The organism is Paraconexibacter algicola, assembly GCF_003044185.1.
Lineage (GTDB): Bacteria > Actinomycetota > Thermoleophilia > Solirubrobacterales > Solirubrobacteraceae > Paraconexibacter > Paraconexibacter algicola.
This window is the reverse complement of the sequence record NZ_PYYB01000001.1, coordinates 119582-132398: the sequence shown is the minus strand read 5'-3', so window position 1 is coordinate 132398 and position 12817 is coordinate 119582. Positions and strand designations below refer to the sequence as shown.

Annotated in this window: 13 protein-coding genes; 4 read left to right on the top strand and 9 right to left on the bottom strand. The window is 72.7% G+C overall.

Annotated elements, in window-relative coordinates:
* Positions 1 to 9 precede the first annotated feature (9 nt).
* The 8 genes from C7Y72_RS00625 to C7Y72_RS00590 form a co-directional block, all read right to left on the bottom strand.
* On the bottom strand, positions 10 to 624 hold the full coding sequence (locus tag C7Y72_RS00625; RefSeq protein WP_107566694.1) for a response regulator transcription factor: 615 nt from the start codon (positions 622 to 624) through the stop codon (positions 10 to 12).
* A gap of 291 nt (positions 625 to 915) precedes the next feature.
* Positions 916 to 1161: a hypothetical protein gene (locus tag C7Y72_RS00620; protein WP_107566693.1), complete on the bottom strand. Its 246-nt coding sequence runs from the start codon at positions 1159 to 1161 to the stop codon at positions 916 to 918.
* A 142-nt stretch (positions 1162 to 1303) separates the two neighbouring features.
* On the bottom strand, positions 1304 to 2230 hold the full coding sequence (locus C7Y72_RS00615; protein WP_107566692.1) for a CoB--CoM heterodisulfide reductase iron-sulfur subunit B family protein: 927 nt from the start codon (positions 2228 to 2230) through the stop codon (positions 1304 to 1306).
* Positions 2230 to 3351 carry a succinate dehydrogenase/fumarate reductase iron-sulfur subunit gene (locus C7Y72_RS00610; RefSeq protein ID WP_107566691.1) on the bottom strand — a complete coding sequence of 374 codons (1122 nt, stop codon included), beginning with the start codon at positions 3349 to 3351 and terminating at the stop codon, positions 2230 to 2232. The genes C7Y72_RS00615 and C7Y72_RS00610 overlap by 1 nt, the downstream gene beginning before the upstream one ends.
* Positions 3352 to 5046, bottom strand: coding sequence for an FAD-binding protein (locus C7Y72_RS00605; protein ID WP_107566690.1), 1695 nt, complete (start codon positions 5044 to 5046; stop codon positions 3352 to 3354).
* 361 nt (positions 5047 to 5407) lie between these two features.
* Positions 5408 to 6571, bottom strand: coding sequence for a site-2 protease family protein (locus C7Y72_RS00600; RefSeq protein ID WP_107566689.1), 1164 nt, complete (start codon positions 6569 to 6571; stop codon positions 5408 to 5410).
* 24 nt (positions 6572 to 6595) lie between these two features.
* Positions 6596 to 7390, bottom strand: coding sequence for an ABC-2 transporter permease (locus C7Y72_RS00595; protein WP_107566688.1), 795 nt, complete (start codon positions 7388 to 7390; stop codon positions 6596 to 6598).
* Positions 7387 to 8286: an ABC transporter ATP-binding protein gene (locus C7Y72_RS00590; RefSeq protein WP_107566687.1), complete on the bottom strand. Its 900-nt coding sequence runs from the start codon at positions 8284 to 8286 to the stop codon at positions 7387 to 7389. The genes C7Y72_RS00595 and C7Y72_RS00590 overlap by 4 nt, the downstream gene beginning before the upstream one ends.
* A 108-nt stretch (positions 8287 to 8394) precedes the next feature.
* On the opposite strand from C7Y72_RS00590, the gene C7Y72_RS00585 reads away from it, so the two are divergent.
* From C7Y72_RS00585 to C7Y72_RS00575, 3 genes are all read left to right on the top strand, one after another.
* On the top strand, positions 8395 to 9585 hold the full coding sequence (locus tag C7Y72_RS00585) for a sensor histidine kinase (RefSeq protein ID WP_199223816.1): 1191 nt from the start codon (positions 8395 to 8397) through the stop codon (positions 9583 to 9585).
* 56 nt (positions 9586 to 9641) lie between these two features.
* Positions 9642 to 10238, top strand: coding sequence for a response regulator (locus C7Y72_RS00580; protein WP_349016814.1), 597 nt, complete (start codon positions 9642 to 9644; stop codon positions 10236 to 10238).
* A 98-nt stretch (positions 10239 to 10336) separates the two neighbouring features.
* Positions 10337 to 11329: a malate dehydrogenase gene (locus C7Y72_RS00575; RefSeq protein WP_107566684.1), complete on the top strand. Its 993-nt coding sequence runs from the start codon at positions 10337 to 10339 to the stop codon at positions 11327 to 11329.
* A 73-nt stretch (positions 11330 to 11402) separates the two neighbouring features.
* On the opposite strand, the gene C7Y72_RS00570 is transcribed toward C7Y72_RS00575, so the two are convergent.
* Positions 11403 to 11807 (bottom strand): helix-turn-helix domain-containing protein, encoded by a 405-nt coding sequence (locus C7Y72_RS00570; protein WP_107566683.1) that lies wholly within the window; start codon positions 11805 to 11807, stop codon positions 11403 to 11405.
* A 145-nt stretch (positions 11808 to 11952) separates the two neighbouring features.
* Here C7Y72_RS00570 and C7Y72_RS00565 point away from each other — a divergent pair, with 145 nt between their 5' ends.
* Entirely contained in the window at positions 11953 to 12810 is an 858-nt protein-coding gene (locus tag C7Y72_RS00565; protein ID WP_107566682.1) for a lactate/malate family dehydrogenase, read from the top strand.
* Positions 12811 to 12817: the final 7 nt, after the last annotated feature.

The following is a 12817-nucleotide window of genomic DNA, read 5'->3' as shown; positions in this document are numbered from 1 at the left end:
GCGTCGGGCTCAGCGGGACGTCAGGCCGGCGAGCTCGCGACGGGTCCGCACCCCGAGCTTGCGGTAGATGTTGCGCCGGTGGGTGCGGACGGTCTCGACGCCCACGTGCAGCGCGAGCGCGATCTCCGCGTTGGAGGCGCCGCGCTGGAGGTGCTCGAGCACGTCGGCCTCGCGCGGGGTGAGGAGGTCGGGGCCGACCTGCTCGCCGGCCGTCGCGGTGCCGCCCGCCGCGGAGCGGGGGAGGACCTGCAGGCCGCGGGAGGCGAGGTGGATCGCGTTGAGGACGTCGCGGGCCTGCGTGTCCTTGCTCAGGCAGGCGGTCGCGCCGAACGCGAGCATCTGGTTGGCCTCGGCGGGCCCGGGCCGGTTGGCGAGCACCACCAGACGCGTGTCGGGGTGCGCGGTGTGCAGGCGGCGGACGTCGGCCGGGCTGCGCAGCCCGCCGAAGTTCACGATCGCGACGCGCGGCCGGTGCACCCGCAGGACCCCGTCGAGGTCGTGCTGCTCGACGTCGGCCGCCACGATCTCGAGGTGCTCGTCGTCCTCGACGAACGCGCGCAGGCCCCGGGCGACGAGGTCCTCGAAGCGGGCGAGCGCGACGGTGATGGAACGGCGGGCGACCATGGTCCTGTGACCCCTATCGGCAGCCGGGCCCGAAAGGGTGAGGGCGATCTCACCCGTTTCTCACCCGGGCGCTCACCCGAAGATCACCCGGGTGAGGGGACGACGGCCGCTGACCGCTCCGTCACCATTGCCTCATCGCCTGACGCACACACGGCGAGCCGGTCGGACCACGGGAGGGACGACCGCGACAGAGCTTCCCTGGGGCGGAATGGGGTACGCAACACCGGGAGTCGGAACGGGCGGGCCAGGACGGCCCGCCCGTCCGCGTTCCGGGGCCGTCGGGGGACGGCGTCAGTCGTCGTCGACCGGCGGGATCTCGCGGCGCAGCCGCTCGCGCGCCGCGTCGAGCCGGGCCACGTCCAGCGGTCCCGCGGGGCTCGTGCCGCCCTTCGGCGCGCCGAGCGCCCGGGCGCGCTCGGCGATCCCGTCCTCGGAGGGCAGCGGCAGGAACGAGCGCGGCGCAGGCTTTGCGGCCGCCCGCTTGGGGCGGCGCCGCCCGGGGAGGGGGAGCACCTTGTCGAGATCCGGCAACCGCATCGAGCGCGCATCCTATGCCCCGGCCGGGGCGTCGTGGCGCCCCGACAGGACGCCCCTGCAAGCGGGGGTGCAGAACGACCGAGGCCGCCCCGTGGGGCGGCCTCGAAGGTCCTGCGGGATCGGCACGCGGCCGGGGGGGTGGCTACCAGCCGCCGCCCTCGGCGCCGACGCCCGCGATCACGCTCGTCGACCAGTCGACGACCGCGGTGGGCTTGACGACGTGCTTGTTCAGCCCGATCTCCTTCGGCGACAGGCCGAGGGCCAGGCCGACGAGCTGGGGCAGGTGCAGCACCGGCATGTTCAGCGGCTTGGGCGTGAGCTTCGCCGCGATCGGCTGCTGCAGGTCGAGGTTCAGGTGGCACAGCGGGCACGGCGTGACGATGCAGTCCGCGTCCGCGTCCTGCGCGTCCCCGAGGTTGCGCGCCGCCATCGTCAGCGACGCCTCCTTCTTCATCGTGATGATGGGGAAGCCGCAGCACTTGTGCGAGCCGGCGTAGTCGATGACCGTGCCGCCGAGCGCCTCGATGACCAGCGACAGGTAGCTGTCACGCGGGTTCTCGTCGTCGATGCCCAGGCGGTCCGCCGGACGGACGATGTAGCAGCCGTAGAACGGGCCGACCTTCAGGCCCGTGAGGGGCTTGACGACCTTCTCCTTGAGCTTGTCGAGGCCGTAGTCCTCGACGAGCATCCACAGGAAGTTCTTGTTGGCGATGCCCTGCTGGTAGGTCAGGTTCTCCTTGGCCAGCGTCTCGTTGACGTGGTCGCGGTAGACCTTGTTCGCGTCCAGGCGCTCCTGCGACTCGCTCTGCGCGCCCTGGCAGGTCGAGCAGATGTTCATCATCAGGTCGGCGCCCTTCGCCAGCTCCTGCTGCGCCAGCGCGAACGTGCGGGCGTTGAGGGTGTCGGCGAGCTCCTGGTTGTGCTCGGCGATGACGCCGGCACCGGTGCAGCAGGCACGGTCGAGCTCGACGAGCTCGATCCCGAGCTTCGGCGCGACCTGCGCCATCGAGCCGTGCAGCTCGGGGGTGAAGCCGCGGCTGACGCAGCCGGGCCAGTAGGCGACCTTCATCAGGTGGTGCTCCGATCCTCGACGGCGCCCGCGACGGGCTGTTCCAGGTCCTTGTCGTCCCCGACCACGTACAGGTTCAGCTCGTAGCGCTCCTCGCGCGAGCCGATCGTGTCGAAGATCTCGCGGACGGCCTTGACGTCCTGCTTGGGGATCTTGTGCGGCACGAGCGCGAGCTTCGGGTTGACCTTGCGCCGCAGCACCGCCTTGGTGATGACCGGCAGCGAGGAGACGAGCTCGGCGCCCGCCTTCGGGGCGAACTTGCCGAACCAGCTGTCACCGCCGTAGGAGCGCGGGAGCAGCTCGGCCTCGTGGAGCAGGCCGCCCTGCTTGACGAGCGTGACGAACGCGGCCTCGTGACGGTGGCCGTTGTTGCGGTCGTCGATGTGGTGGTCGGAGCCGGCGCGACGGCGCAGACGCATGATCTGGTTCATCGGCGCGACGCCCTTCGGGCACGCCTCCACGCACTTGAAGCAGTGCGTGCAGTTGTAGATGCCGTTGGGGTCCTCGGCGAGGTCCTTCAGCCGCTGCTGCTGCTCGGCGTCACGCGGGTCGCCGACGAAGCGGTACGCCTTCGCGAGGGCGGCCGGGCCGATGAAGCCCGGGTCGACCTCCATCGAGAGGCAGTCCGAGACGCAGGCGCCGCACTGGATGCAGGCCATCGTCTGGGTGACGTCGACCATCGAGACGCGGTCGACGACGTACTCGCGCTCCGGCACCGGGGTCTTGCCGATCAGCCACGGGGTGACGCGGTTGATCTTCTTCCAGTGGACCGCGTCCATGTCGACGATCAGGTCCTTGATGACGGGCATGTTGCCCATCGGCTCGACCGTGATCTTCCCGTCCTTGGAGCGCTTGAGCGCCTCCTCGAGATGGGTGTGGCAGGCGAGGCCGGGCTTGTCGTTGATCCGCACGCCGCAGGAGCCGCAGATCGCGGCACGGCACGAACAACGCACGCCGATCGAGCCGTCGTACTTGGCCTTGGCCTGCAGCAGGCCCTCGAGCACCGAGCGGTGCGGCTCGAGGGTCACCGTGTGCTCGTCCCAGTACGGGGCCTCGCCCGAGTCCGGGTCGTAGCGGCGGATGCGCAGGGTGAAGTCCTGCGCGGGCTTACGAGTGTCCATCTAGTACTTGCGCTCCTCGGGCTGCCACTGGGTGATGGTCACGGGCGAGTAGTGGATCGTCGGCACGTCGTCGCCGTTGATCGACGTGTTGATGTGCTTCTGCCACTCGTCGTCGTTGCGCTCCGGGAAGTCGGTGCGGAACTGCGCCCCGCGGGACTCCTTGCGCTCGAGCGCGGCGACGACGCAGCACTCGGCGGCGTCGAGCATGTAGCCGAGCTCGATCGCCCCGAGCACGTCCTGGTTGAAGACGGTGCCCTGGTCGTCGATGTAGGCGGACTTCGCCTCCTCCTTCAGCCGCCGCACGACCTCGTGCGCGTGCTGGAGGCCGGCCTCGTCGCGGAACACCGCGACGTAGCGGTTCATGACGGTGCCGAGCTCGTCCTTGATCTCGGAGACGCGGCGCCCGGTCTTCGGGCGGCCGATGATCTCCTTGATCTCCGCCTCGTCCTTGAGCAGCTGCGTGCGGTCGTTGGTCGGCATCGTCATGCTCTTCGCGCGCTCCGCGGCGTGCTCGCCGGAGCGGCGGCCGAAGATCAGCGTGTCGAGCAGCGAGTTGGCGCCGAGCCGGTTGCCGCCGTGGACGGAGACGCAGGCGACCTCGCCGGCGGCGTACAGGCCGGGGACCGGGGTCGCGCCGTCGACGTCGGTCTTGACGCCGCCCATGATGTAGTGCTGGCCGGGCCGGATGAGGATCGGCTCCTTGGTGATGTCGACGCCGGCGAAGTCCTTGCCGATGTTGACGATCTCGCGCAGCGCCTCGAGCGTGCGCTTCTTCGGCACGACGGTGATGTCGAGGTAGATGCCCGCCCCGTCCTCGCCGACGCCGCGACCCTCGTTGATCTCGGTCTGCTCGGCGCGCGACACGACGTCGCGGGAGGCGAGCTCCATCTTGTTGGGCGCGTACTTCTCCATGAAGCGCTCGCCCTCGGAGTTGAGGAGGTGCGCACCCTCGCCGCGGGCGCCCTCGGTGATGAGGAAGCCGTTTTCCAGCAGCGTGGTCGGGTGGTACTGGATCATCTCCATGTCCATCAGCGGCACGCCGGCGCGGTACGCCTGCGTGATGCCGTCGGCGGTGCAGATGAGCGCGTTGGTGGACGGCTTCCAGATCTGGCCGGCGCCACCGGAGGCGAGGATGACGTTCTTCGCGGTGAAGACCTCCATGTCGCCGGTGCGGATGTTCCGCGCCACGCAGCCGGTGCAGGTGCCCTCGTCGTCGAGGATGAGCGAGGTGGTGAACCACTCCTCGTACCGGTCGACGGTGTCGGAGTGCTTCATCAGCTGCTCGTACAGGACGTGCAGGATGGCCTGGCCGGTGATGTCGGCGACGTAGGCGGTGCGCTTGACCGAGGCGCCACCGAAGGCGCGGAGGTCGAGCAGACCGTCGTCGTTGCGGTGGAACGTGACGCCGATGTGCTCGAGGTGCATGACCTCGGCGGGGGCCTCGGAGCACATCACCTCGATGGCGTCCTGGTCGCCGAGGAAGTCTGATCCCTTGACGGTGTCGTAGGCGTGGGAGCGCCAGTCGTCGGTGACGCTGACCGCGGCGTTGATGCCGCCGGCGGCGGCCACCGAGTGTGAGCGGACCGGATGGACCTTGCTCATGATCGCGACCGTGACTCCGGCCTGGGCTGCGGCGAGGGCGGCTCGCTGACCTGCGAGTCCCGCGCCGATGATGAGGACGTCGTGTGAAGGCATGAACTCTCTCTGCGACGGACGTGTTCTAGGACCGCACTCTATACGGGTCGGGATCGCTCCCGGCTTGACGACATACGCGCCCATTCCCCACTCCCGCGGACGGCATTCGCTGTCCATCGGCAGTTAGGCAACCCTTATTCCTGCGGGGCTCTCACAGGCGCTGCAACGGGGATCACCGGATCCCCGGGGGCGATCCGCGGACCCGTCGGACGGGGGGCGCGCGACGTCCACGAGAGGCGCGGGCCGCGCGGCGGCGCGCACCGGCCGCCCGGGAGTCGGCGCGTCGGCGGTCGAGGCCCCGCCCCGCTCCGCCTCAGCGGCGGCGCCCCGTGCCCGTGACGGCCGGCGATGCCGACGCGCCCTACGCGGCGTCGACCGCGGCGCCGAGCGCGCGGCGGACCTGCTGGACCGTGACGACGCCCCGCAGCGCCCCGGCGGCGTCGACGACCATGAGCGCCCCGAGGTCGCGCAGCGGCGCGGAGTGGATCAGCGCCTCCAGCGGCTCGTCGTCGCGGACGGCGAAGCGCGCGTCGGCGGCGTCGAGCAGGTCGGCGACCGGCAGGATCGGGCGACCCGCGTCGACCGCGCCGTCCACCCGCACCCGCGGCAGGATCCCGAGGTAGCGCCCGGTCCCGGGCTCGACCGCGGCGAACCACTCCCAGCCGTAGCGCAGGAAGAAGTCCTCCTGCGCGCGCAGCGCGGTCGTGTCCCCGGGGATCGTGACCGGGTCGCCGTCCATCAGGTCGGCGACGGTCACGCCGTCGATCCGCTCGGCGAAGTCGCTCGTCGCGACCGCGCCCGACGCCGCCTGGCCGAGGAACCAGCCGAGCACCATGAGCCACACGCCGTTGATCGGGTCGATCGTGAACGCGAGGACCGCGCCGCCGCCGATCAGCACGAAGCTGAAGCCCTGCCCGAGCCGGGCGGAGAAGCGCGTGCCGCGGTTCTTGTCCCCGGTGATCTTCCACGCGGCCGCGCGGGCCAGGCGCCCGCCGTCCAGCGGGAACGCCGGGACCATGTTGAACACGAACAGGAACGCGTTGACGGTGAACAGCCACGAGGCGAGCGCGAGCGCCGGGGTGGTGCTCGACTCGCTGAACGTCACGTTGTCGAAGAACTCGCCGGCCCGGGACAGGCCGAAGCCGAACGCCAGGCACAGCGCGCAGACCACGAGCGTCACCGCCGGGCCGGCGCCGGCGACGCGGAACTCCTCGCCCGGGGTGCGGCTGTCGCGGCTGAGCTTCGCGAGGCCGCCGAAGAACCAGAGGTCGATCCCCTCGATCCCGATCCCGCTGCGGCGGGCGACGAGCGCGTGGCCGAGCTCGTGGGCGACGAGCGACACGAAGAACAGCAGCGCGCCGGCGACCGCGACGAGGTAGGCCTCCGTGTCCGAGCCGCCCAGGACGTCCTGGAACTGCCCGGACAGGAAGTAGATCATCAGGAACAGGAAGACGAACCAGCTGGGGCTGGCGCCGATCCTGATCCCGAACAGGCGACCGAGCTGGACGGACGAGGAGCCGATCACCCCTCCATGGTCGCACGGCGCGGGCTACTTCACCTCGCGTCGCAGCAGCAGCGCCGTGCCGATCACCAGCGGCAGCACGATCCAGATCGTCCCGGCGGTGAGCAGCTGCCACCAGTCGTCCCCGGAGGCGCGCAGCTCGCTGATCGCCATGAACGGCACGTTCAGGTCCAGCCAGTCCCAGGTGGACCGCAGCGAGCTGATCAGCTCGCCGAGCACCGTGAAGACGGTGGGGAGGGCGAAGTACGCGACGATCGCGGCGGCCGGGCTGCGCAGCAGCAGGCCGAAGCCCAGACCCCAGAGCATGTTGATGACGCCCGCCAGGACCGCCTGGCCGAGCTCGCCCGCGCTGAGGTTCCAGGCGCCCTCGCCGCCGCCGACCGCGGTCGACGCGACCGCGGCGAGCAGCCCGATCGCGAGGCCGGCGAACGTCAGGGCCAGCGCCGCGATCACCTTCGCGACGACGACCCGGCGGCGATCCGGCACCAGCGCGAAGGTCGCGAGCGCCGTGCGCTGCGACCACTCGCTCGTCACGAGCAGGATGCCGATGATCGGCAGCAGCACGAGGTAGGGGAGCAGCGCGAGCTGCACGACGTCGCTGAGCACCACGTCCTCCTGCGGCACCGCGATCGGGATCGCGATCGCGACGACCGCGGCGACCAGGGTGGCGACCGCGAGCAGCCAGCGGCCCGAGCGGGTGTCGGACGCCTTGCGCAGCTCCACCCGGACGAGCCGTCCGAGGGTCGGGCCGGCGATGGCGCGTGGGCCCGCCGTCGCGGCCGGGGGCGCGGCTGGCTGGGCTGTGGCGGTGGCGGGGCTCATGCGGCGACCTCCTCGGTCGGGGCGGTGTGGGTCAGGGACAGGAACAGCTCCTCGAGGCCGGCGCCGTCGGCGGGACGCAGCTCCAGGAGGACGACGCCGGCGTCGGCGGCCGCCCGGCCGACCTGCTCGGCGGTCGCCTCGACGAGCTGCCCGCCGTCGGTCGTGGTGGTGGAGGGCAGGCCGGCGGCGGCGAGCGCGCGGCGCAGCTCGGTGCGGCTCGTGGCCTTCACGAGCGTGCCGGTCGCCTGCAGCAGCTCGGCCTTGTCGGCGTCGGCGACGATCCGGCCGCCGGCGATGACGACGAGCCGGTCGGCGACGGCCTCGACCTCGCGCAGCAGGTGCGAGGAGAGCAGCACCGTGCCGCCGCGGTCGGCGAAGTCGCGCAGCAGGCCGCGCATCCAGTGGATGCCCTCGGGGTCCAGGCCGTTGGCGGGCTCGTCGAGCATCAGCACGCGCGGGTCGCCGATCAGGGCCTGGGCGAGTCCGAGCCGCTGGCGCATGCCCAGCGAGTAGTCGCCGACGCGGCGGCGCGCCTTCGTGCGGTCGAGGTCCACGAGCGACAGCAGCTCGTCGACCCGCGCGCGCGGCACGCCGAGCACGTCGGCGGTGAGGCGCAGCACCTCGAGGCCGCTGCGGCCCGCGTGCTGGGCGCCGGCGTCGAGCAGGACGCCGATCTCGCGGCCCGGGTTGGGCAGCTGCCGGTAGGGCACGCCGAGCACGGTCGCGCTCCCGGCGGTGGGCGGCGTCAGCCCGGCGATCATCCGCATCGTCGTGGACTTGCCCGCCCCGTTCGGTCCGAGGAAGCCGGTGACGGTGCCCGGCTCGCAGCGGAAGCTGACGTCCTGCACGGCGGTGTGCCCGCCGTACCGCTTCGTGAGGTTCTCGACGTGGATCATGCGATCAGGATCGGCGCGGCGGCGCTCACGCACATCGGCCGAAGGTCGATGACGCCATCGACCTCGGTCGGTGGTGGGTGGGCCCGTCGACGCGTACGCTCGATCGCGATGGAGCCCACCGCCGTCCGCGTCCCCCCGCGCACCTGGCGCGACCCGCTGCTGATCGTCCTCGCCCTCGGCTTCGGGCTGTTCACGCTCGCCGTCGACGCGCCCTGGAAGCGCCACGGGGACCTCGTCGCGGCCCTCGACGTGCTCGGCGGCGTCGTGGCGCTCGTCGCGCTGTGGTGGCGCACGCGCTACCCCGTGACGATCGCGGCGGCGACGATGCCGCTCGGGCTGTTCGCGAGCTCCGCCTCCGGCGTCGGGCTGGTGATGCTCTTCACCCTCGCGGTGCACCGGCCGTTCCGCGTGACCGCGACGATCGCCGCGCTGAACCTCGCGACCGGCGCCGTGTACTTCCGCCTCTACCCCGACGAGGAGCTCGCGTACGGCTGGCTGCTGGTCATGCTCGCCGTCTTCCTCACGGCGATCGTGGCGTGGGGCATGTACGTGCGCGCGCGCCGTCAGCTCGTCGACTCGCTGCGCGAACGCGCCGAGCGGGCCGAGGCCGAGCAGCAGCTGCGCGCCCAGCAGGCCCGGGACGGCGAGCGGGCGCGGATCGCGCGCGAGATGCACGACGTGCTCGCGCACCGGATCTCGCTGCTGAGCATGCACGCGGGGGCGCTCGAGTTCCGACCCGACGCGCCGCCGCGCGAGATCGCGCAGGCCGCGGGCGTGATCCGCCGCAGCGCCCACGAGGCGCTCGAGGACCTCCGCGAGGTGATCGGCGTGCTGCGCTCCGACGCGGGCGAGTCCGCCGAGGTCGACGCCGCGTCGGGGGCGCCCGCCCGCCCGCAGCCGACGCTCGGGGACCTCGACGCGCTGCTGGCGGAGAGCCGCGCGGCGGGGATGCGCGTCCGCGCCGAGGTCGCCGTCGGCGCGGTGCCCGCCGGACTGGGCCGCACCGCCTACCGGGTCGTGCAGGAGGGGCTCACCAACGCGCGCAAGCACGCCGACGGCGCCCCGGTCGACGTGCGCCTGCACGGGGCCCCCGGCGACGGGCTGACCGTCGAGGTCGACAACCCGGCACCGGTCGGCGCCGCCGTGGGGGCGTCCGCCCGGATCCCCGGGGCGGGCAGCGGGCTGCTCGGCCTGCGCGAGCGCGCACAGCTCGCCGGCGGGCGCCTCGAGCACGGACCCACGCAGGACGGAGGGTTCCGCCTGCGCGTCTGGCTGCCCTGGCCGGTGGAGGCGACGTGAGCACGATCCGCGTCCTGCTCGTCGACGACGACGCGCTCGTGCGCTCGGCGCTGCGGATGATGCTCGACGGGCAGTCCGACCTGCGGGTCGTCGCCGAGGCGTCCGACGGCGCCGAGGTGCCGGCCGCCGTCGACGCGCACCGCCCGCACGTCGTGCTGATGGACATCCGCATGCCCGGGGTCGACGGGCTGGCCGCCACCGAGGCGCTGCGCGCACGCCGCGACCCGCCGCAGGTGATCGTCCTGACGACCATGAACGCCGACGAGCACGTGCTGCGTGCGCTGCGCGCGGGCGCGGGCGGGTTCCTGCTGAAGGACACGCCGCCCGCCCGGATCGTCGAGGCGATCCGGCTCGTGGCCGCCGGTGAGGCGATGCTGTCCCCGGCGGTCACCCGCCAGCTGATCACGCACGTCGCCGACCCGGCCGTCGAGGATCGTCGCGGCCGCGCGCGCGAGGCGCTGCAGGAGCTCACCGAACGCGAGCTGGAGGTCGCCGTCGCGCTCGGCGGTGGCGGCTCGAACGCCGAGATCGGCGCCGAGCTGCACATGAGCGTGGCCACGGTGAAGGCCCACGTCTCGCGCCTGCTGACGAAGCTCGACCTGAACAACCGCGTCCAGGTCGCGCTGCTCGTCCACGACGCGGAGCTGCTCTGAGCGCTCGGCGCCATGGCGCCGTACCGCCGGTGAATCGCGACGCCGATAGCATCGCCCGCACCTCACCCTCACCGGACCCCTGAAGGAGACACCGAACCGTGAGCACCCCCGTCAACGTGGTCGTGACCGGCGCCGCCGGCCAGATCGGCTACGCCCTGCTCTTCCGCATCGCCTCCGGCGCGATGCTCGGCCCCGACACCCCCGTCAACCTGCGGCTGCTCGAGATCCCCCAGGCCGTCAAGGCCGCCGAGGGCACCGCCATGGAGCTGAACGACTGCGCGTTCCCGCTGCTGGCGAACATCGACATCTACGACGACGCCACCAAGGCGTTCGACGGGGCGAACATCGGCCTGCTCGTCGGTGCCCGCCCGCGTGGTCCGGGGATGGAGCGCGCCGACCTGCTCGAGGCCAACGGCGCGATCTTCAAGCCGCAGGGCGAGGCGATCAACGCCGGCGCCGCGGACGACATCAAGGTCCTCGTCGTCGGCAACCCGGCGAACACCAACGCGCTGATCGCGCAGGCCAATGCGCCCGACGTGCCCAAGGAGCGCTTCACCGCGATGACGCGCCTGGACCACAACCGCGCGATCGCCCAGCTGGCCGAGAAGACCGGCGCCACCGTGTCCGACATCACGAACATGGCGATCTGGGGCAACCACTCGCCGACGATGTTCCCCGACCTCTACAACGCGAAGGTCAAGGGCCAGAACGCGTTCGAGGCCGTCGGCTCGGACCTCGACTGGTACCGCGAGACCTACCAGCCGACCGTCGGCAAGCGCGGCGCGGCGATCATCGACGCGCGTGGCGCCTCCTCGGCGGCCTCCGCCGCCTCCGCGGCGATCGACCACATCCACGACTGGGTGCTCGGGACCCCCGAGGGTGACTGGGTCTCGATGGCGATCCCGTCCGACGGCAGCTACGGTGTCGCCGAGGGCATCATCAGCTCGTTCCCGGTGACCTGCTCGGGCGGCGAGTACTCGATCGTCCAGGGCCTCGAGATCCCCGAGTTCGCGCAGGAGAAGATCGACGCGACCGTCGCCGAGCTCGTCGGCGAGCGCGACGCGGTCAAGGGCCTCGGCCTCGTCGGCTGACCCGACCGATCCCGGACGGACCGAGGGCCGGTGCCACCGCGGTGGCGCCGGCCCTCGGCCGTTGCGCGGGCGCTCAGGCCGCCTCGAGGGCGTGCCAGCCGCGACCCTCCTTGCGCACCAGGCCCTCCTTCTGCAGCCCGGGCAGCACCCGGTAGAGGTAGTTCTGCTTGATGCCCATCGCGTCGGCGAGCTCGGGGATGGTGATGCCGGGCTTCTCCTTCACGAGCGTGAGCGCCTCATTGGCCCGCGGGCCGCTGCCCTTGGGGCGGCCGCGACGGCCCGTGCCGGAGTCCGCACCCGAGGCGGCCTTGCGGGCCCGCGGTGCACGGGCGGGGGAGGGCGCGGGCGCGGGCGCGGCGCGGACGCCGTCGAGCGCCTGCAGCGCCGCCTCGAGCTTGTGGTACTCCTCGACGAGCGGCGCCAGCTCCTTCAGGCGGCTCGCGATCTCCTGACGCTTCTCGTCCAGAAAGTCCGTCATGGTGTCACATCTACCTCTAATCGGTGCGGTTATGACCAGCAAATGTCACGGATGTGACTTTTCGGAATAGTGACACACCTGGGATGTGGGCCCGCCCCGACGATCGTCCACCGCGCCGGGGGGCCGCGTGGGCGATACTCGGTCGATGAGACGGAAGATCACCGTGGTGGGGGCCGGCGCGGTCGGCTCGGCGACCGCGCTGCTGCTCGGCCGCCGGCCCGACGCGGACGTCGTGCTCGTCGACGCCGACGCCGCTCGTGCCCGGGCGCGCGCGCTCGACCTCACCGCCGCGGTCGCGCTCGACGCGGGCGCCGGCCGGGTCTCCCCGGGCGGCTGGGTGGACGTCGCGGGCAGCCACGTCGTCGTCCTCGCCCTCGGCGGGCCGGACCCGCTCGCGGCGCTCGCCGAGGTCGGGACCGAGCTCGCCCGCCGCTGCCCGGACGCGGTCGTCGTCGTGCTCACCACCCCGGTGGACGCGGCCACGCACGCGGTGCTCGAGGCGACGCGCTTCCCGCGCGGTCAGGTGCTCGGCCTCGGGACCGTCGTCGACACCGCGCGGCTGCGGTCGCTGCTGGCCCGCGAGGCGGGCGTCAGCGTCGCCGACGTGCAGGCGCTCGTGCTCGGCCAGCACGACGGCGTGCTCGTCCCGATCACCTCGACCGCGACGATCGCCGGACGTCCCGCCGCCGAGGTGCTCGGCACCGAGCGGCTCGACGCGGTCGTCGCGGGCGTCGCCGACGCGGCGGACGAGCTGCGCGCCGGGCTGGGCGAGCGCGCCGGGCTGCTGGCGCCCGCCGCCGCGGTCGTCGACGTCGTCGCGGCGATCGTCGACGACACGCGCCGCGTGCTGCCGTGCTCGGCGCTCTGCCAGGGCGAGCTCGGGATCACCGGCAGCGTCCTCGCCGTCCCCGTGGCGCTCGGCGCCGACGGCATCACCGCGATCGTCGACGTGCAGATGGCCGAGGCCGAGCGCGTCGCGCTGCTCGCCGCGGCCGACGTCTGACCGTCCG

Bases quoted from the DNA above. Each gene is read 5' to 3' on its own strand.
- C7Y72_RS00570 (WP_107566683.1), bottom strand. From the start codon at position 11,807: ATGACGGACTTTCTGGACGAGAAGCGTCAGGAGATCGCGAGCCGCCTG.
- C7Y72_RS00565 (WP_107566682.1), top strand. From the start codon at position 11,953: ATGAGACGGAAGATCACCGTGGTGGGGGCCGGCGCGGTCGGCTCGGCG.
- C7Y72_RS00625 (WP_107566694.1), bottom strand. From the start codon at position 624: ATGGTCGCCCGCCGTTCCATCACCGTCGCGCTCGCCCGCTTCGAGGAC.
- C7Y72_RS00580 (WP_349016814.1), top strand. From the start codon at position 9,642: ATGATGCTCGACGGGCAGTCCGACCTGCGGGTCGTCGCCGAGGCGTCC.
- C7Y72_RS00615 (WP_107566692.1), bottom strand. From the start codon at position 2,230: ATGAAGGTCGCCTACTGGCCCGGCTGCGTCAGCCGCGGCTTCACCCCC.
- C7Y72_RS00620 (WP_107566693.1), bottom strand. From the start codon at position 1,161: ATGCGGTTGCCGGATCTCGACAAGGTGCTCCCCCTCCCCGGGCGGCGC.
- C7Y72_RS00595 (WP_107566688.1), bottom strand. From the start codon at position 7,390: ATGAGCCCCGCCACCGCCACAGCCCAGCCAGCCGCGCCCCCGGCCGCG.
- C7Y72_RS00585 (WP_199223816.1), top strand. From the start codon at position 8,395: ATGGAGCCCACCGCCGTCCGCGTCCCCCCGCGCACCTGGCGCGACCCG.
- C7Y72_RS00590 (WP_107566687.1), bottom strand. From the start codon at position 8,286: ATGATCCACGTCGAGAACCTCACGAAGCGGTACGGCGGGCACACCGCC.
- C7Y72_RS00610 (WP_107566691.1), bottom strand. From the start codon at position 3,351: ATGGACACTCGTAAGCCCGCGCAGGACTTCACCCTGCGCATCCGCCGC.
- C7Y72_RS00605 (WP_107566690.1), bottom strand. From the start codon at position 5,046: ATGCCTTCACACGACGTCCTCATCATCGGCGCGGGACTCGCAGGTCAG.